At 39.5% G+C, this 20204-nt stretch carries 17 protein-coding genes, 1 tRNA gene and 1 pseudogene; 7 read left to right on the forward strand and 12 right to left on the reverse strand.

All coding sequences use genetic code 11. The features are described from left to right. Nucleotides 1–12 precede the first annotated feature (12 nt). The 4 genes from B3317_RS13895 to B3317_RS13910 form a co-directional block, all read right to left on the reverse strand. Nucleotides 13–909 carry a phospholipase A gene (locus tag B3317_RS13895; RefSeq protein ID WP_291112625.1) on the reverse strand — a complete coding sequence of 299 codons (897 nt, stop codon included), beginning with the start codon at nucleotides 907–909 and terminating at the stop codon, nucleotides 13–15. Between the two features lie 79 nt (nucleotides 910–988). Then, nucleotides 989–1291 carry a hypothetical protein gene (locus B3317_RS13900; RefSeq protein ID WP_291112627.1) on the reverse strand — a complete coding sequence of 101 codons (303 nt, stop codon included), beginning with the start codon at nucleotides 1289–1291 and terminating at the stop codon, nucleotides 989–991. Between the two features lie 105 nt (nucleotides 1292–1396). Next, a complete protein-coding gene (locus tag B3317_RS13905; RefSeq protein WP_291112629.1) occupies nucleotides 1397–2011 on the reverse strand; it encodes a TetR/AcrR family transcriptional regulator in 615 nt (204 codons plus the stop codon). 162 nt (nucleotides 2012–2173) lie between these two features. Then, entirely contained in the window at nucleotides 2174–2473 is a 300-nt protein-coding gene (locus tag B3317_RS13910) for a hypothetical protein (RefSeq protein ID WP_291112631.1), read from the reverse strand. A 200-nt stretch (nucleotides 2474–2673) separates the two neighbouring features. On the opposite strand from B3317_RS13910, the gene B3317_RS13915 reads away from it, so the two are divergent. Beyond that, a complete protein-coding gene (locus B3317_RS13915; protein WP_291112633.1) occupies nucleotides 2674–3297 on the forward strand; it encodes a ribonuclease H family protein in 624 nt (207 codons plus the stop codon). Between the two features lie 8 nt (nucleotides 3298–3305). Here B3317_RS13915 and B3317_RS13920 read toward each other — a convergent pair whose 3' ends face one another. Beyond that, complete coding sequence (locus B3317_RS13920; protein ID WP_291112635.1) at nucleotides 3306–3866, reverse strand: hypothetical protein; 561 nt, start codon at nucleotides 3864–3866, stop codon at nucleotides 3306–3308. A 326-nt stretch (nucleotides 3867–4192) separates the two neighbouring features. Between B3317_RS13920 and B3317_RS13925 the strand changes: the two genes are divergently transcribed. The 5 genes from B3317_RS13925 to B3317_RS13945 all read left to right on the forward strand — a co-directional run bounded on the left by B3317_RS13925 (nucleotide 4193) and on the right by B3317_RS13945 (nucleotide 12557). Next, nucleotides 4193–5938, forward strand: coding sequence for a phospho-sugar mutase (locus tag B3317_RS13925; protein WP_291112637.1), 1746 nt, complete (start codon nucleotides 4193–4195; stop codon nucleotides 5936–5938). A gap of 396 nt (nucleotides 5939–6334) precedes the next feature. Then, complete coding sequence (locus tag B3317_RS13930; RefSeq protein ID WP_291112639.1) at nucleotides 6335–6799, forward strand: MarR family winged helix-turn-helix transcriptional regulator; 465 nt, start codon at nucleotides 6335–6337, stop codon at nucleotides 6797–6799. 12 nt (nucleotides 6800–6811) lie between these two features. Continuing rightward, complete coding sequence (locus B3317_RS13935) at nucleotides 6812–7930, forward strand: efflux RND transporter periplasmic adaptor subunit (protein WP_291112641.1); 1119 nt, start codon at nucleotides 6812–6814, stop codon at nucleotides 7928–7930. Nucleotides 7931–7963: 33 nt separating this feature from the next. Beyond that, nucleotides 7964–11137: an efflux RND transporter permease subunit gene (locus B3317_RS13940; protein ID WP_291112643.1), complete on the forward strand. Its 3174-nt coding sequence runs from the start codon at nucleotides 7964–7966 to the stop codon at nucleotides 11135–11137. Nucleotides 11138–11141: 4 nt separating this feature from the next. Further along, nucleotides 11142–12557, forward strand: coding sequence for an efflux transporter outer membrane subunit (locus B3317_RS13945; RefSeq protein WP_291112645.1), 1416 nt, complete (start codon nucleotides 11142–11144; stop codon nucleotides 12555–12557). A 606-nt stretch (nucleotides 12558–13163) separates the two neighbouring features. Here the strand turns inward: B3317_RS13945 and B3317_RS13950 are convergent. Further along, a complete protein-coding gene (locus tag B3317_RS13950; RefSeq protein WP_291112647.1) occupies nucleotides 13164–14867 on the reverse strand; it encodes a SulP family inorganic anion transporter in 1704 nt (567 codons plus the stop codon). Nucleotides 14868–15116: 249 nt separating this feature from the next. Here B3317_RS13950 and rbr point away from each other — a divergent pair, with 249 nt between their 5' ends. Continuing rightward, nucleotides 15117–15695: a rubrerythrin gene (gene rbr / locus B3317_RS13955; RefSeq protein WP_291112648.1), complete on the forward strand. Its 579-nt coding sequence runs from the start codon at nucleotides 15117–15119 to the stop codon at nucleotides 15693–15695. 71 nt (nucleotides 15696–15766) lie between these two features. Here the strand turns inward: rbr and B3317_RS13960 are convergent, their stop codons facing one another. From B3317_RS13960 to B3317_RS13985, 6 genes and pseudogenes are all read right to left on the reverse strand, one after another. Continuing rightward, nucleotides 15767–16888: a glycosyltransferase gene (locus B3317_RS13960; RefSeq protein WP_291112650.1), complete on the reverse strand. Its 1122-nt coding sequence runs from the start codon at nucleotides 16886–16888 to the stop codon at nucleotides 15767–15769. A 364-nt stretch (nucleotides 16889–17252) separates the two neighbouring features. Further along, nucleotides 17253–17326: transfer RNA gene (locus B3317_RS13965), tRNA-Ala, on the reverse strand. 56 nt (nucleotides 17327–17382) lie between these two features. Then, nucleotides 17383–18324: a hydrogen peroxide-inducible genes activator gene (locus B3317_RS13970; RefSeq protein WP_006799466.1), complete on the reverse strand. Its 942-nt coding sequence runs from the start codon at nucleotides 18322–18324 to the stop codon at nucleotides 17383–17385. 17 nt (nucleotides 18325–18341) lie between these two features. Further along, the gene (locus B3317_RS13975; RefSeq protein ID WP_291112653.1) at nucleotides 18342–19010 is read right to left on the reverse strand and encodes a YggS family pyridoxal phosphate-dependent enzyme; all 669 of its coding nucleotides are present in this window, start codon (nucleotides 19008–19010) and stop codon (nucleotides 18342–18344) included. Nucleotides 19011–19020: 10 nt separating this feature from the next. Next, nucleotides 19021–19476: a DUF4494 domain-containing protein gene (locus B3317_RS13980; protein ID WP_291112655.1), complete on the reverse strand. Its 456-nt coding sequence runs from the start codon at nucleotides 19474–19476 to the stop codon at nucleotides 19021–19023. A 329-nt stretch (nucleotides 19477–19805) separates the two neighbouring features. After that, a pseudogene (locus B3317_RS13985) lies at nucleotides 19806–20204 on the reverse strand (hypothetical protein); the annotation flags it as partial.

Here is a 20204-nt window from a genome sequence, read left to right on the forward strand (position 1 = left end):
TAGCCACTAAACCTAGAAAAGACTGTAAAAATCAGGTTTAATACATATTCCCACCCGGATATTCATCGAATATTTATCATAATCCAGCAAACTTTCACCATATCCATGGAAGAAACGGGCAAAAATATACTGGTTCGCTTTTTCCGAAATCCTGAAACTTGCCGTGAGTGTTGTATTGATATTACCAAACCCTCTTTTGGGATTTAAATCTGCAGATAACCACCATTTGTGTTTATCGCTTATATAATTTATCGACAGGTAACCCAAGCCCCTATAGTCGATAAGATCTTTATTATTACCCCCATCCACATAAGGTATCCAAAATTCGCCGGATAGATTGAAGCGTGCGTTGAAATAATATTTCATAGAAATGCTTAAATAATTCCAGCTACGCGAATCTTCTCCATCGCGTCCGTTCGATTCATGCTTCAGTTGAGCAAACATTGCTCCCACCAGCTTCTTATCGTGAAATATATATTTACCCAAGCCCAAACCCGGGTTATAGTTCGTATCCCTGAAAGGACTGGATTCGGCATATATATCCCAAAACGATCTCTGGGTATATGTCAGGTAAGCGAATGTTTTGAACGGAAGTACACTCTTAGTCAGACGCTGCCTGATACTGATCTGAAATGTGGCATCGGCCGAAGTATTTGTAATTTCTTCATTCAGTGGTATCCCTGTTACAAAGTATGTATCTTTATATACTGCAAATGAAGGCATCCTGTCGGCCATTCTTATAGCTTCTTTTTCCGATATTTCAAAATGTCTGGGTTTGAATATATTGGGGTCCCGCATGGCTACATTGTATTGTTCCCTGATGCTATCATTAGCATACAGCAGATCATCCTGAGCTGACAAATAGGCAGAAACTGTTGCTAATAAAATAAATAAATAGACTTTTCGCATAAATAAAAAATCAGCTAAATGATCCCTCACTTTTAGTTTACTGAATATTCGTTACTATTATTTGAAGATAATTACCTGGTCAGTCGAAAATAAATTGATTTATAAATCTATCGTTTGGTATATCTTCTTTGCATTTTGTTTTGATTCCTATCTTATTCAGAATCTTTTTTAGGTCGGAGTTGATTGTATCTGCATATACCAGACTGACTTTTTTGATGGCCATCAGTAACGAAAAGTAATTATTCCCGGTACTTTCCAGTTTCAGACTTTCAACGCCTTTTACATTGTCATCTTCTAATTCAAACAGGTTTACAGTCGTATTTTCTTGAACTCCTTTGCTGAGTGCTCCTTTTTGAGTGAGGATAACTATTATTTTTTTCATAAAATTGTTGTTTGAATTATGAACAATTGTTCATTTGGTTATAAAAAAATAAACGCTTGTCTTTGTTGTATTAATGAACGATAGTTCACTGCCGGATAAAAAAAATTAAGCTTTGATTAAACAATATAAATAATCCATCACTTCCTTTCTTCTTTCCATATCTTTTACCACATTTGTCACAAAATGGGATTCGTCACAAGCCTGGTCTGAAGTTTCCTTTACACCTGTATTATTGAATAATATACACATTATTTCAACATCAATATCGGCTCTCACCTCCTTGACTGCTATACTCTTATGCAGAGCATTCCGCCAGTGACCGAGCAGACGGCTGTAGATAAATCTGAAGCGGTTGACAAAATCTGGATAATGCTTCGCGGCTTGTATTATTAAAGCTGTGTAATTCAGGAAAACCGTATGTGTAACGCCTGCTCTCATAAATGCATTGGTTACAATTTTCTGCCGCCTGTGCATAGCTTCAATTAATTCGGGTACCGTGATGTCCCCTTTTATACCATTAAGCATTTTGTCGAATATCTTGAAAAAATACTCGTCGATAACAGCAAAGAATAGTTCTTCTTTATTTTTAAAATACCGGTACATAGCTCCACGAGACATCCCCAGCTCCTCTTGCAGAACGGATATTGATGCACTGTCATAACCTTTGTTCATGAAAACGTCGAAGGCCCGTCTTAATATGTATTCTCTGCTATACTTCATTAATCAACTATTTTAAATATGTGAACAATCGTTCACAATGCAAAATTGCGATATTAAATTTGATTGCACACTATTTTTAATGTTAAAAAATATTTTTAAATCACATCACAAAAGCAACTATTCCGAGAAAAATTTGATTGATAGAGATCATTTATTTTACTATCAGGTGTTAAACTTCCAGATTTTTTCTTCACCGTCGAATGTTACGCCAAATAGAGCTGGCGAAGGTAAACGGAGATAGCTAAACTGTATATCCAATGCTATTTTGGCTCCGGAAAGCTGTTCTACTTTTGCATTCCATTCCAATACTTTATCATAGAGCTCGTTTGTTTTAGCCATATCCGACCGGGAGATTGCATTATTCAGCTTATCTACAAGATTGCTTATTTCCAACTCTTCAAATTTCGTTGCGAGTTCGTTATACTTTTCCATGTAGCGTTTTGACAGTTCTTCGGTATCCATAAGTGTTTCATTTAGATTGTTAATAACAGTATATGTATCTATACTTAGAAATAACATTCTAACGAGATATTAAGTTTAGTTCTGAATCCGAATAAATTAATTGTGATACTCTTTAAACATCCTATTATTTCGTATTTTCCGGCTTTCTTCGTTAATTTGCATCTATAATCAATAGCTGTTTATCCAGAATAACAAAATTAGTGGCAAAGAAGAATTTTTATGTAATATGGAATGGCGTAACTCCCGGGGTGTATTCGTCATGGAATGAGGCAAAAGCTCAGATCGAAGGGTACGAGGGAGCTATTTATAAATCTTTCCCTACCAAAGAGGAAGCCGAGAAAGCATATAATGATAATCCATGGCTATATATAGGAAAAAATGCAGAAAAGAAGAAAGTCTCCATTCATAACATACCCGAAATCATAAAAAACAGCTTGTCTGTGGATGCCGCTTGCAGCGGGAATCCGGGTTTATTGGAATACAGGGGCGTATACGTGCAGACCGGAGAGCAGGTATTTCATCAGGGACCGTTTGAGAAAGGAACAAATAATATAGGAGAATTCCTTGCTCTGGTACATGGTCTGGCATTGCTGAAGCAGAAAAAATTTAAAATTCCTATCTATTCGGACAGCGCTAATGCTATAAAGTGGGTAAAAGAGAAAAAATGCAAAACGAAATTGGAAAGACTGCCCGAAAATGAATCTCTATTCTACATGATAGAACGTGCTGAGAAGTGGCTCAGAGACAATACATATACTACTCAAATAATAAAATGGAAGACGGACGAATGGGGCGAAATCCCTGCCGATTTCGGACGAAAATGATTTTAGAACTAACTAGTCCACGGATTCACAGACATTAGAAACCTCCACTTGTCTATATCATACTTATACAGATAATATTTTCCATATGCGCATTCGTACCCGCAGGTATAAACTTTGTAAATAATAACATATTCCTTATTACGCGAGAACAAAGGAACGGAATAATAATTCACATCCGTATAATCTTTTTTCTTGGCCGGGAGCATTTTTTTGCCTGACATACCTTTATGCCAGACGGAATCCTTGATGGATATAAACTGTTCATAAAAATAATCTTTGTCCGCCTGAGTAAATAGCGTATCCAGACCGGAAGATTTTTTGAACAGGTATTTATTGTCTGGTTCCAGATGACTGATATCGTACTCACCTATATATTTACTAATGAAGTTAGCTGCATCCCAAGGCAATATTTTCACGGATACTTTTGTGTTATTCTTGAGGAATTTAATCTCGGATTTTTTATCATTATTGGTCATCCAATTCAGGAAGCCGTAAATCTCCTCATCGGAAATAATAGTACTATAGGTATGTGTTTGTGCCTGCACAACACCGGATTGCACAAGAAGCATAGTAAAGAAAACAAGTAAACCCCTGAGCAGCATATCTATTCGAGTTTGGCCCAAAGATAATAAAAATAAAAAAACAAAGAATTAAGAATTAAGAATAACTTGTTTACCCGTATCTTGTATCTCGTCTACTTGTAACAGAACGATCAATTTCTACTTCCGATCCGCTTAAATAATTAATCTTTTGGAAATCACAAGATATAACTTTGTATAAAAAAATTACTTATATTTTCTTACTTTTTCTTATCCCCGAACAGCAAAAAAATGCTACTTTTGCTTTTTGTAGTATTAATTATTACATAGAACTATAAATAATAAAACAAACACGCATGGAAAGTAATGATTTGCTAATGCAAGTGACAGCCAAAGCCAAAACATGGCTATCAGACAAATACGATGACGAGACGAGAAAAGAAGTGCAAGCATTATTAGACAAAGAAGATAAAACAGAGTTGATAGAGGCTTTCTATAAAGACCTTGAATTTGGGACAGGAGGTCTTCGCGGTATTATGGGAGTCGGTACCAACAGAGTTAATATATATACTATAGGAGCAGCTACGCAAGGCCTGACGAACTATCTGCTGAAAGAATTTTCTTCGCTAAAACAGATAAAAGTAGTTATCGGACACGATTGCCGTAACAATAGCCGGAAATACGCCGAAATATCGGCTGACATACTATCAGCTAACGGAATCAAAGCATATCTGTTCGAAGACCTGCGTCCTACACCGGAGGTATCATACGCCATTCGCAAACTGGGTTGCCAGAGCGGTATTATGATAACAGCATCGCACAACCCGAAAGCATATAACGGATATAAGGCTTACTGGGAAGACGGTGCACAGGTTATACCTCCGCATGATAAGAATATCATTGCTGAAGTAAACCGTGTCAATGTCGAGAATATCAAGTTTAAAGGCAACAAGAACCTGATAGAAATATTAGGTAAAAATATGGATGAAGCATATATAAAAGAGTTGAAAACCATTTTACTCTCACCTGATGCTATCAAACGTCACAGCGGAATAGGTATCGTATATACCCCGTTGCACGGAACAGGATTTACCGTAATCCCTCAGGCTCTGAAAGCATCCGGATTTACTAACATTATCAATGTCCCGGAACAAGACGTACTGAGTGGTGATTTTCCTACTGTTGTATCTCCAAATCCTGAAGATCCCGCAGCGATGGCTCTTGCCGTAAAAAAAGCAATGGAAACAAATGCCGAGCTCGTATTTGCGACAGACCCCGATGCTGACCGCTTCGGTGCAGGTATCCGTAACGATAAAGGAGAGTTTATCCTGCTGAACGGAAACCAGACAATGCTTATCCTTATTTATTATATAATTACCCGGAAAAGAGAACTCGGGCAACTTACCGGAAAAGAATATACTGTACGCACAATTGTAACCAGTGCCTTAACCCAGGTAGTATCGGAGAAAAACGGTGTGGAAATGTTCGAGTGCTATACAGGATTCAAATGGATTGCTGCCATTATGCGCGAGCTTGAAGGTAAGCGTCAATATATAGGAGGAGGAGAAGAAAGCTATGGCTTCCTTGCCGAAGACTTTGTTCGCGATAAGGATTCCGTATCGGCTGCTATGCTCTTCGGAGAAATCGCAGCATGGGCAAAGGACAATGGAAAAACATTATACGAAATGCTTCAGGATATCTATGTAGAATACGGATTCTCGAAAGAAAAGGGTATTTCGGTAACTAAAGAAGGACGTAGCGGTGCAGAGGAAATAGAAGCTATGATGAAAAACTTCAGGGAGAATCCAATCAAACAGATTGCAGGCTCTAAGGTGACGCTCATCAAAGACTTTGTAACTCTGAAAGCTCAGGATTTGGCCATCAATGAAGAATATACATTGGAAATGCCAACGACTTCAAACGTATTGCAGTACTTCACCGAAGACGGAACAAAAATATCCATTCGTCCTTCCGGTACAGAACCGAAAATTAAGTTCTATATAGAAGTTAAAGCAAAATTGAAATCCAGAGCTGACTACGATGCCGTAGATGCCAGTACAGAGAAAAAGATAGAACAAGTCTGTAAAGATTTGGGAATCTAAAGAATACTAAGAGAGCCGGATTATTACCATCCGGCTTTTTTGCCTGATATATTTGCGAAAATAATGTCAAACAAACGATTTTATCCCTCTAAAGCGGAATTACTAAATAAATGCTCTCTGTAAACAACAATATTGAATCGAGATTGTTATGAAATATCTAAAGGATTCACACTAATAACACATTAACAATTAAACTGAAATATTTTGGCAAAGGATTGTAAAAAAGACTTATATCCTCTCTGCTTTATAAAATCTCTTCTGTTTATTTCGCCAAAACATGTTTTACAACATGTTTTTATATAAAAAATGTTAAGAAAGTAATTTTTACTTACTATCCTATAAACTTATTATAAGTACACTTACTATATTTGTGCCGAATTTAAAAAAATAGATTAAATGGAAGTAAACTGCAAATTAGGGAATCCAAATGAGGAGGTGGGATATCTAATATGGCGTGTTTCCAAATTCTGGCAAAGAGGTAAACACAAGGTATTAGATGAATTTGGGCTAACATCATCACAAATGGAATTATTAGGTGCTATATATCATATGTCGAGGCAACAAAAAGAGGCCACACAAATCGTTTTATCGCAGGAAACAGAGATAGATCCTATGACTACTTCCACCATATTAAGAAATCTTGAGAAAAAGGGATTAATAAGCAGACGGGAAAGCGTAACCGATACAAGGGCCCGCATTGTAGAACTAACTGAAGCAGGAAAGGAACTTTTCGAAAAGGCCATTACCAAAGTAAAAAGCGGGCAAGAACTTCTATTTAAAAATATCGATGTAGAAGTATTAAGGACACAATTAATCATCCTTTTACAGGAGATGGACAGATTAAGTAAATCAAACAATTAAATAAATATAGGTATGAATGTGAAAAAGATTGTTATCGGAGCAATGGCTCTATTGGTTATGGTATCTTGTGGGAACAAGAGCTCCAATCCTTTCGGAGGTGGAGATAAAACTCCTCAGGAATATCCGACACAGGTATTAAGTATGCAGGACACAGAACTGGAAACTGTTTATCCAGTGACTATAAAAGGACAGGAAGATGTTGAAATCAGGCCTCGTATCGATGGTTTTATAGATGCTGTTTATGTGGATGAAGGAGCAGTAGTGAAAAAGGGACAGATTTTGTTTAAAATCAATTCCCCTACAGCCGAACAAGCTTTGAGAACAGCACAGGCTGCCGTTGAAAGTGCCAAGGCGCAGGTGAGCACAGCCCAATTAAATGTCGACAGGTTCAAACCTTTGGCCGAACAAGGTATTGTAAGCCAGGTACAACTCGATACTTACCAGAACACATTGCTTACATCAAAAGCAACTTTGGCTCAGACTGAGGCTCAGCTAGCGAGTGCGCAGGCACAGATGAACTGGACAAATGTTTCCAGTCCGGTAGATGGCGTTGTAGGGACAATCAATTATCGTCAGGGTAGTTTGGTTAATAATAGCAATGCTCTGACTACAGTATCAAGTACAGGAAATGTATTTGCGTATTTCTCATTGAATGAGAAAGACCTCGTTACTTTGTTGGCAGACCTGCCGGGCAAAACTCAGGCTGAAAAAATAAATAACCTGCCTGCTGTTACCCTGAAGATGGCTGATGGTACTGTATATGAAGAGAAAGGTAAGATAAAAACAATTTCCGGATCGGTAAGCGTATCAACCGGATCTGCAAACTTCAGGGCCGAATTTCCAAATCCTCACGGAGTGTTGAGAAGCGGATTCAGCGGAAACCTGTCTATTCCTCAGCATGTAGAAGAGGCTATAGTAATACCTCAGGCAGCCACATTTACAAAACAGAATAAGCGCTTGGTTTATAAAGTGGTCAGCGATTCTGTTGCTGTACAAATACTAATCGATGTTACTGCGACACCTGACGGGAAAAGCTATGTTGTAACAAACGGCCTTTCGAGCGGTGACCGTATTGTAACAGGTGGAGTTGCCACTCTGTCTGATAGTACAACAATCATTGTGAAAAAATAAGACAATTTATTTAATAAATAAAATAAAGAACTAATGTTAAAAACATTTATAGAAAGACCTGTACTCTCTACGGTTATTTCTGTCATTATTGTGGTACTGGGGATTATTGGCCTGGCAACCTTGCCAGTAGAGCAGTATCCCGATATCGCTCCTCCGACAGTGCAGGTGTCAGCTACCTATCCCGGTGCAAATGCGGATGTGGTAATGAATAGTGTGGTTGTTCCACTCGAAGAACAAATCAATGGTGTAGAGGGGATGACATATATGACATCGTCTGCGACAAGTGGATCTGCTACGATCAGAGTTTATTTCAAGCAAGGGGTTAATCCTGATATTGCTGCTGTAAACGTGCAAAATCTTGCGGCACGTGCAAATCCTCTGCTCCCGGAAGAGGTGACTCAATTGGGGGTGACTGTTGCAAAACAACAGAACAGTACATTGCTGGGGCTTACAATCAGTACAAGCAATCCTGACTATGACGGAGAATTTCTTCAGAACTATGCAAATATCAATATTCTCCCTCAGATAAAACGTGTATATGGTGTTGGTAATGCCAGTGTTTTTGGAGCAAGGGACTATGCTATGCGTGTATGGCTTAAACCGGATGTGATGGCTGCCTACAAAATTTCCGTACAGGAAGTAAGTGCAGCATTAGCAGATCAGAATATAGAAGCCGCCCCCGGCGAGTTGGGACAAAATAGCGACCAGTCCTTCCAGTATACAATGAGATATACCGGAAAACTTCGTACAGAAGACCAGTTCGGTAATATTATCCTGCGTTCTCAGGACGGACATATCCTAAGGCTGAAAGATATTGCGGACATCAAATTAGGCTCTTTGAACTATAGCGTTATTTCTCAGACCGACAGAAATGAATCTGTATTTATCATGATTAACCAGACAGCCGGATCAAATGCCCAGGAGGTAATCAATAATGTGAAAGCTGTACTGAATGACGCGGAAAAATTATTGCCTACAGGTGTTAAATTTAATTATATGATGGACTCCAGTGAGTTTCTGGATGCATCTATTGAGAAAGTTATCCATACATTGCTGGAAGCCTTTGTCCTTGTATTTATCGTAGTATTCGTATTCTTGCAGGACTTCAGGTCTACAATCATTCCTGCGGTAGCAGTACCGGTGGCCATTGTAGGTACATTTTTCTTCTTACAGGTGTTTGGGTTCTCTATCAACTTGCTGACTTTGTTTGCATTGGTACTTGCTATTGGTATTGTGGTCGATGACGCCATAGTCGTCGTCGAGGCTGTCCATGCACAGCTCGACGCAGGAGAAAAAGATCCTAAAAAGGCGACCATGACTGCTATGAAGGAAATTGCACCGGCTATTGTATCTATCACACTGGTTATGTCGGCGGTATTTATTCCGGTCAGCTTTATCGGCGGTACGAGCGGTATATTCTTCAAGCAGTTCGGTCTGACTCTGGCTATTGCCATTCTTATTTCGGCTGTAAATGCCTTGACTCTGAGTCCGGCTCTTTGTGCCTTGTTCCTGAAAGCACACGACGAAGAGCATCAGAAAAAAGGTTTCCTGCAAAAGTTCTATTATTATTTCAATATTACGTTCAATAGTGCAACGCAGAAGTACAAAAAGAGCCTTCAGTTCTTAGGAAGAAGAGGCCATCGCTGGATTACGGTAGCTATTATAGTAGTTTCGTCTGTTATACTATTCGGCCTGATGAAAATGCTGCCTACCGGCTTCGTTCCGAATGAAGATAGTGGTGGTGTTATCGGTTTCGTGACTTTACCTCCGGGTTCATCCTTGGAGAGAACAGACTCTATTGTAAATCAGGTTGTTCATATGGCACAGGAAATTGATGGTGTTAAGAGTGTGACTAATATCTCGGGGGTTAACTTTACCGCCGGTATGAACAGTTCTTATGGTACCTTGATTGTAAAAATGGAGTCATGGAATGATCGTAAACTATCAACCAACGAAGTGTCTGCCATATTGAAAGAAAAGACAAGCCATATCAAGGATGCGACATTCTTCTTTGTGGCTACCCCTACCCTCCAGGGATTTGGATTGAGTGCAGGGGTTGATATGCAGTTGCAAGACCGTACAGGGGGGGATATTAACAAATTTAATGAAATAGCTCAAAACTTCCTCCAAAAACTACAAAGCAGAAATGATGTCATACTCATGGCTATGACAAACTTCAACCCTGCCTTCCCGCAGAAAGAAATATCAGCTGACTTACCTAAGATTAAGGCAGCAGGATTAAGTCTCAGCGAAGTAATGGGGACATTGCAGGCTTATATCGGTAGTTCGTATATCTCAACATTCAACTTATATGGTAAGCAATTTAGGGTTGTATTGCAGGCTTCTCCTGAGTACAGAAGAAAACTGGATGACCTGAGTGGTTTATTTGTCAAGACCGGAAGTGGGGATATGGCTCCTATCACAGAGTTTATTCATGTAGAAGATATTGATGCCCCTCCTACATTGAGTCGTTTCAATATGTATACATCTATAGATATGACCATTATACCTAATATGCTTGACGGAAAAAGTACCGGGGATGTATTGAACCTGATAGAAGAAATGTCTCAGGATAAAAGCATCTTCCCCGATGGTTATACATACGAATTTGGTGGTATGACCCGTGAAGAAGCCAATGCCGGTAGCCAGACCGTCCTCATATTTGGTATCTGTATCATTTTCGTATACTTGCTACTTTGCGCCCTTTATGAAAGTTATATTATACCATTGGCAGTATTATTCTCACTTCCTGTCGGATTGGCCGGAGTATTTATCTTCCTGATGATATTCGGTGTGTCGCAGGGTATTGTGAATAACATTTACGTCCAGATATCGATGATCATGCTTATCGGACTCTTGGCGAAGAATGCCATTCTGATTGTGGAATATGCATTGCAACGCCGTCAGCAGGGAATGAGTATTATAGAAGCTGCTGTAAACGGAGCTGTTGCACGTCTTCGTCCTATTCTGATGACATCGTTTGCATTCATAGCGGGACTATTCCCTCTGTTTATTGCATCCGGTGCAGGTGCCATCGGTAACCGCTCTATCGGTATCAGTGCTATCGGAGGTATGTTTATCGGTACTATGATCGGAATATTGGTTATACCGTCGCTGTATATCATATTCCAGTCTCTACAGGATAAAGTAAGTAAATCGGGAATGATAAATTCGAACGACGAATTCATAAACAAACAAGGACAATAACATTATGATAAGTAAACAAATAAAAGGTGCGGTTCTGTTGGGAGTAATACTCTCAATGGGATTCACATCCTGCGGAGTTTTGAATTCCAACAAATATAAATCTCCGGAAGTAGATGCTTCAGGGATGTTCAGAGATGAAAATCCAACGGATACGACTACTATAGCAAATATCCCCTGGAGGGAATATTTCAGCGACCCGGTTCTTCAGGCATTGATAGATGAAGGCCTTACAAACAACTATGACCTGCGCCTGGCATATAACCGTATCCAACAGGCCGAAGCCGGACTATATATTGCCAAATCGGCATATTTCCCTACTGTTGCTTTAGGTGCTCAGGTTACACATACTCAAAAAAGTATCAGCAATGGTAAAGAAAGGGTACTCGGATATAATGGCGGCGACCAATGGGCTTTGGGTTTTGTAGTACAATGGGAAGCTGATATCTGGGGTAAACTGAATAGCAAGACAAAAGCCCAGTATGCTAACCTCGTTAGCACACATGCTTACCGTAATCTTATTCAGACATCCCTGGTTGCCAATATAGCTACCACCTATTACTCGCTGCTGGCGCTCGACGAGCAGTTGAAGATTACATTGGAGACTATTGAATTATTAAAGGAAAGTACTGCAACAATGCAGGCCATGATGCAGGCCGGACTCCTCAATCGTGCCGGTGTAAAGCAAAGTGAGGCTTTGCTCTATAGTACTCAGGTTAGTGTGCCGGATCTGCAAATGCAAATCAATCAGCTCGAGAATTCCCTTAGTCTGTTATTAGGACGCAAACCGGGATCTATTTCAAGGACAACCATTGACAACCAGTCCGTTCCAGCCGAACTACAAGTAGGTATCCCTGCACAGATGTTGGCAAAACGCCCGGATGTATTGCAAGCCGAGATGGGATTCAGATATGCATTCGAGATGAAGAATGTAGCTCAGCGATCTCTGTATCCGTCTTTGACATTAGGCAGTTCTTCTTCTGTTGGATTTGCATCTAATACACTTTCACAGTTCTTCAAACCGACAAATATTCTGGCTAATATCGTAGGTGGACTTACCCAGCCTATATTTGCGGGGAATCAGCTGAGAGGACAGTATAAGATAGCAAAGGCTCAACAGGAAGAAGCACTACTTACTTTCGAACAAACAGTATTGACCGCAAGTCAGGAAGTATCGAACATTATGTTCACATACGAAACTTCACTCCGCAAGAATGAGGACCGTGCTAAACAAGTAGATGCTCTTTCCCTTGCTGTAGGTGATACCCAACAGTTACTGAAAGCCGGTGAGGCTAACTATACAGAAGTATTACAGGCAGAGCAAAGTTTGCTACAGGCACAACTTGGACAGGTAAGCGATAAACTTGAACAACTACAGGCATCTGTAAATCTTTACAGAGCACTTGGAGGTGGTATCGAGTAACAACAATCTGATAACATTCTTATTTATGAAAGAGGATATTTCCCGGTGGAAATATCCTCTTTCTTTGATTTCATCTTTTTGGAAATACTTTATCTATGTATATAGCCGATAGCCTTTAGCTGTTGGCTTATAGCTCTTTGATAGATTGATACAGGAATTTAAAGATTCAAGGTTTAATAATTTAAAAAATGAAAATGTGAGAAACCTGTCACCTTTGTTACTTTTTTCTCAGTGTTCCTATTTCCCTGCCCGGTGATACTCAGTGTAACAGAAAGTGGTTATGAGGAAAAACTGACAGAATAAAAAAAGTGTCAGGTTTGTCAAGTTTTGTAATTGAAACTGAAAAGAGAATATAGAAAGTTAAAAGGTGGATTAAAAAATAACAATGAAAAACAAGCTAAAAGTTGTCAACTTTGTCAGGTTTTAACAAGTAATAAATCCAGGTAGCTACGCCCGCTCGCGCAGACGTCCCGTCTGTGTGTTGCATAGCAAACATTTTCGCACTGTCAACAAGACACGGACTTGGAAGTCCGCACCAGCGGATAGAATATTATAGAGATACAAATTATTTACCATGAACTTGTGCATAATAGAATCTATCTATTCCTATTCCCCCGCCTCGCTGAGAATCACATTTGCACGGGCTATTGCAATATTAATATTATCGCATATATTCACTTCACCTATCATAGCTGGTATGCCTGAAGTTTCTATCATGGCGTGTACTTTCGGCCTTACACCCGACAAAATAACCTGTATGCCGTCCTTCATTGACTTCTGGCAGAGGCTTTCCAGATTATGCAGTCCTGTGGAATCGATAAACGGAACTTTGCGCATCCGTATAATACGTATCTTCGATTTATCTCCAATTACACGCATGCTTTCCTCAAACTTGTTGGCAATGCCGAAGAAGAAAGGACCGTCGATCTCATAGACCTCTACGCCGTCGGGCAAGGTGAGTATCTCTTCATCCTGAGTAAATTCGCTTTCATCTGTTAAATCCAGTTCGTTCTTTATAACAGAAACATGCGTTACCTCGTTGATCCGCCTCATAAAGAGTACTACAGCCAGTAATAAACCCACTTCGATAGCAATGGTCAGGTCGAATATTACCGTCAGGAAAAATGTGATAAGCAATACTGCGACATCCGATTTCTGATTTCTCAGGAGAGCTTTGAATGTACGCCATTCACTCATATTATATGACACAATAACCAGTACTCCGGCGAGGCAGGCCATCGGTATATATTGAGCCAAAGGCATCAACAGAAGCAAAATAAGCAATAAGACAACGGCATGGATTATACCCGCCACCGGTGTTCGTCCCCCGTTATTGATATTCGTCATGGTGCGGGCAATGGCTCCGGTAGCCGGAATACCTCCAAACAGAGGAGTAATGATATTTGCCACCCCTTGCGCTATAAGCTCCGTATTGGAATTATGTTTCTCCCCTCCTATTACACCGTCGGCCACTGTAGCCGACAATAACGACTCAATAGCGCCGAGCAAGGCAATCGTTATTGCCACAGGAAGCAAATCGGTTATCGCCGCCATATTAATATCAGGAATAGCGGCATCGGGTAACTCAGCATTTATTCTGAAGCGGTCGCCAATAGTATCTATAGCACTGATACCGAAATATGTTTTCATAAAATAAACGATGGCTGTAACCAGGATAATGGCAACAAGCGACCCCGGTACTTTCTTTACAATGCGTGGCGTAAGTACGATAATAATTATACTGCCTATACTTACGATCGTATTCCACCAGTTGATAGTATCGAAATGCTTAATGTATATTATCCATTTACCGATAAAATCTCCGGGAACTTTCTCTCCGCCGAAGTTGAGTCCGAAGATATCGGCAATCTGCGTTGTCAAAATGGTGACGGCAATACCACTGGTAAAACCGACTATGATAGGATACGGGATAAACTTGATGATTTTCCCCAATTTGAAAATACCCAGTAAAACCAGAATGACTCCCGCGATAATAGTAGCTATGAGTAATCCCTTTATCCCGTGCGTTTGTACCACTCCATAGACAATAACGATAAAAGCGCCCGTCGGCCCTCCTATCTGCACGCGGCTCCCTCCCAGAAAGGAGATGACAAACCCGGCAATAATAGCCGTGATTATACCCTGTTCAGGAGTTACACCCGACGCAATACCAAATGCCAAAGCCAGAGGTAGGGCAACAATACCAACAATAAGACCTGCCATGAGGTCGTTTATGAATTTTCCTTTATCGTACGTCTTCAGTGAAATAAATAACTGGGGCGTGAAATCTTTGAGAAGATCTTTTTTCATATCAAAACAAAAAACACTATTAACTTACATTAGTAATCGGCTCGCAAATATACAAGATACTAATAAATAACCATTTATCAAAATATAGACCAAACTAGTTTAGAATGCGTCTAATTTACTTATTCAAAACAGGTTATTGATTGCACATTTTTAAGAGCGCAAAGTTACAAAATGATTTGGTTTCATTTCTTTTGATTGATAATAATTATTAATTTTGTAGAAACTATCAATTTAAACTATCAAAAAGTTATGGAAAAAAGTATCAAAGGTACAGAGACCGAAAAGTGCCTGTTAAAATCATTCGCGGGAGAATCTCAAGCTAGAATGCGTTACACAATGTTTGCCAGCCAGGCGAAAAAAGAAGGACTGGAACAAATTGCGGCTATATTTCTTGAAACAGCAGATCAGGAAAAGGAACATGCAAAACGCATGTTTAAATTCCTGGAAGGCGGTATGGTAGAAATCACCGCGATGTATCCTGCCGGAAAAATAGGAACAACCGCCGAAAACCTGATAGAAGCTGCAGCCGGAGAACACGAAGAGTGGGCTATCGACTATCCTGCTTTTGCTGAAATAGCAGAAAAGGAAGGCTTCAAAGAAATCGCCGTAATGTACCGTATGATAGGCAAGGTAGAGAATATACACGAAGACCGTTACAAGGCGCTTCTTGCACGCGTGGAAAGCAACGGGGTATTTACCCGCGAAGAAGCTATCGACTGGCAATGTCGTAATTGCGGATTCGTTATCAAGAGCAAGATGGCTCCTAAGACCTGCCCTGCATGTTTACATCCTCAGGCATACTTCGAACCACTAAAATGGAACTTCTAAGTAAGAATTGCTGATAAAGGAAAAGCCACAGATATATTCTGCGGCTTTTTTCTTTATACCGGAAGTTATACTCAGCTTTTCAGAAACTTGATATAATTATAAATCGCATTGAACGGATTCCTGCTTTTCTTGAGCGGAACAGTCCTGTACAAATCAAGAAATGAACCCATATGCCGTTCCAATGTATAAGAATTCGCATATTCAGTCTGCTGCTCTATAAACGAAGTATTCTCATAGAATCCGTTAAGGTTTCTCTCAATTATATCTTTCATTTGTACGGCATCGAAATTATCCCAGAAAAAAGCATATTTATCTCCTATTTCAGGAAGGCTTGTACACGACGATGAAAAGACGGGTTTACCAAAAAGCATAGCTTCAATAACGGGATAACCGAATCCTTCAAATTTCGAAGGAAACAAAAAAGCTTCACAATTTCGGTACATCCATACCTTTTCTGCAGCACTGATTACACCTGTAAGAAAAACGTTACCGATATTCTCTTCTGCTATACGCGTTTCAATATATTTTGCATACCCGAACGTATTATCGCCACTTATATACAGATTATACGCAGGCATGAGCTTCATCATATCTAACAATACATGAAAGTTTTTCTTCTCTAAAACCTGTCCTATTGTAAAGAAGAATTTCCGGCTCGAATCTACACTTTCCAACTCAAGGCCTTCATCATCTGCAATACTACGTTCCCCTACATAGTTCAATAGAACTGTTTTCCCTTTCAGATCAATATGCTGTTGCAGTTCGCTGATAGTAAAACGGGATATGGCTGTGATAGTATCGGCAATATCCAGTATCGCCTGCTGCCTTTTCAGTTTCCTTTTTGCCTTAGCCGCACTCCTTTCGTACAGGAAGTTCAAGTCGTGTACGCTGATTATCCTTACCGTATTGCTGTGCAACGAGATAGTTTTTACTTGCTGGGTTATACTGTGCCATATATCGTAATGCGGTAACAAGAAAGGGTATACCTTATAATTGCGTTTATATTCAAGATATTTTATATTGTTTCCGAACTTGCCGATATATTCTTTTGGAACAAGAAGCGTTATATCCAAATCCTGTATTCTTTCCGGATGGTCCTTAAAATAGTTTCCGTAATTTAAAGCCAATTGCCCGAAACCGTTGTTGAGATATTCCAGATATCTTAAATCGATTAAAACACTCCTTTTTTTCATAGTTGTTATTTACAAAGGCCAAATGTAATAAAAAGCTGCTAGCTGCCAGCTGATCGGTTTCGGCTTTTTCATTTCTTATTTTAATTAGGTAATCTTTTCAGGGTTTGTCGTGGTTATCGTTTTATTGTTGACATAGATATATAAGAACATTCAATTCTCTTTTGCTACAAGCAATCAAAGATTACCTGTGTTCGTTTTGGGTAACGCTAAGATGAATATTCATATGAAACGAAGTTGAGTTAATGAGAATTGGAGATTTGAACAACAAGTTTTTATGATTATTTGTTTTTGCAATTATAGTTTTGTCGAAATTGAGAAAAGTAAAATAAAATCCCCACATTGTATGCAGGGATTTAATCTTCTGTGGAGAATATCGGACTCGAACCGATCACCTCAACACTGCCAGCGTTGCGCTCTAGCCAGATGAGCTAATTCCCCGAATCGGATACAAAGATAATATTTTTTGTTATCCAATTATACTTTTACAGAAAATCTTAGATATCCACCACAAACTTTTTCAGTTCAAGGTTCAATAACGGCTGAGGTACAGACTGTTTTATCTCGGAAACAATAATGTCGAGCACCCGTTCGCGTAAGAATTCCTTACGGGTAACAAGGCTTACCTCACGAACAGGCGATACCCCTTTTAACGGGCGTACATTACGTCTTTGCTTTTCATTCAGTTCCTCTATGGCCATTTCAGGGATTATAGTCAGCCCGCTGTTATTATCCACGATATTAATCAGAGTACTGATGCTTCCCGCTTCGTATGAAAACAAAGAATGAGAACTCTTGCGCTTACGCATATTACATATACGCAATATCTGACCGCGGAAACAATGTACTTCTTCAAGCAACCACAGGCGGTTGATATTCAAATCTTCCTCCTCCAGTTCTTTCTTGGCATACAACGATGTTTCACGAGGCGAAACATAGGCATAGAACCGTTCATAATAAATCGGATGTTCCGTGATCTTTTCGTTTTTAAGCGGAGTAGCCAGTATAGCACCATCCAAAGCCCCATTGAGCAGCTTTTCAATTATCTGAGCGGTAGTGGTTTCTTCTATTACCAACACAATGTCATAACCATTCTGGTCGTGCACCTGCATCAGTTTTGGCAACAGGTAAGGAGCAATGGTAGGAATAATACCCAGTTTGAATACACCCTGTACCACGCCTTTCTCTTCCTGAATAATCTCCTTGATCTGTTTCACCTGCGAAACGATTACCCTTGCCTGATTAATGATTTGCGTGCCTATTACCGTAGGCTGAACCGGCAGCTGGCTACGGTCGAATATTTTTACACCCAACTCATCTTCCAACTTCTGAATCATCATGCTCAGCGTAGGCTGGGTAACAAATGAAGACTCTGCTGCTTTAGCAAAGTGGCGGTGATTATCCACTGCTATAATATATTCCAGTTGCTGTATATTCATTTTCTTTATATTTTGTGTTAATATTCGCGTTCTCCAAAAATAGACGAGCCTACCCGTATCATTGTAGACCCTTCTTCGACTGCTATCATATAGTCTCCCGACATACCCATTGATATTTCAGAGAAGCAATCATCCTCTGCAAAATAGTCATTTTTTATTTCATCGAAGAATAATTTCAGACTTTTAAATTCTTTTCTGATCTGTGATTCCTCTTCGACGTTGGAAGCCATACCCATTACTCCGCCAAGATAAGCAAATTTACAATCTCTCCACTGGTTTGCTGACAGGAAACTACGGCACTCGTCAAAAGTAAATCCGTATTTGGCATCTTCTTGTGCTATATGGATCTCCAGCAAACAACAAATCCTTTTCCCGATACGGGCTGCGGACTTCTCTATTTCGGCAAGCAATTTCCAACTATCAACACTGTGTATTGTATGTGTATAAGGTATAATCGACTTTACTTTATTCGTCTGTAAATGTCCTATAAAATGCCATTCTATATCCTGAGGCAGCAAAGAATGCTTTTGGCTTATTTCCTGCATCCGGCTTTCTCCAAAAATATGCTGACCGGCATTATACGCCACCCTGATAGCATCCACCGGGTGAAATTTAGATACAGCCACCAGTTTTACGTTTACCGGCAAGCGGTCTTTTATTCTATGTATATTTTCGGAAATGCCCATTCAGTATTTTTTAGACAAGAACTACTTTCTTCTTCTGATCTTCAGAATAAGGGAATACATCCATTATCGTGGTTTCGCTCAGAGAAGCTATGGCATAATCGGCCAAAGTACCTTCCATCCCCTTTTCCACAACTTTCAATGCCTCTTTCAGATCCGAAGCCTGAGCCAGCATGTTCACGGCTGTTTTCTTCTCGGTGCCACTCTTTTCATCCAGAGAGATAAACATAACTTTGGCTTTAAAAAAACGATCGCCATTATCGTTAAAGAACAGCTCGGATAATTTAGCGCGTTTTATATCCGTGATGGTAAATTCACCTGTTATATAAGGTTTTATTTCTTCTATAATACGTGCCTCTGCCTCAGTAAAAGACATAGCATCAACAAGATAAGGCTCTGTAACTTTCTTCTGCATGCCGTTTTCCAGCATCTTTTCGTAACTAACCTTACATTCAAACCAATTGTGCATATAAATGTGTTGTTATTATTAAAATCTATAATTTGTCGATGCAAATTTAACAAATTTAATTTATAAAATCTATCATACAATAAAAGTTCTCTATTTAATTGATTTAAATATTGTTATAATTCGCATTCTTTCTGTATATGGGTATAATCTCCGTTGGCTGTCTGTTTAATTTACTATATATTGTAATTGCTTTTTAGCCGTTAGCTGTAATTATAGCGTAAGTAACTCAGTACTTATTTATTTGAAACTTACTGCCTGTTAAAACTTGACAAACCTGACAACTTTTGCACTATTTCCATATTTCGACTCACAGCTTTTCAACTTTCAACTCAATCCGTTCTCGATGTATATCCCGGCGGCAGAAACGGATAAGGATTCGGTTTGGGCTTTTCTACCGGAGCGGCAGGCGGTTGCACAACAGGCGGCTGTTCCTCCGCTTTATCCTGTTTGTCTACCTGCTCACTTTTCACTTTCCATTCTTCACTTTTCACTTTTAATTCTTCATTTCTCACTTTCCATTCTTCATTTTTCACTTTTAATTCTTCACTTTTCACTTTCCGTTCTTCATTTTTCACTTTCCATTCTTCACTTTTCGTTTTCCGTTCTTCATTTTTCACTTTCCGTTCTTCATTTTTCGTTTTCCGTTCTTCACTTTTCACTTTTTTCTCCTCTTCCAACTCCTTATCCACGGCAGTCACTATTTCGGGATTGAGCGCGCCGCCCGAACG

Origin of the sequence: Dysgonomonas sp. UBA7710, assembly GCF_002482385.1 — a bacterium.
Lineage (GTDB): Bacteria > Bacteroidota > Bacteroidia > Bacteroidales > Dysgonomonadaceae > Dysgonomonas.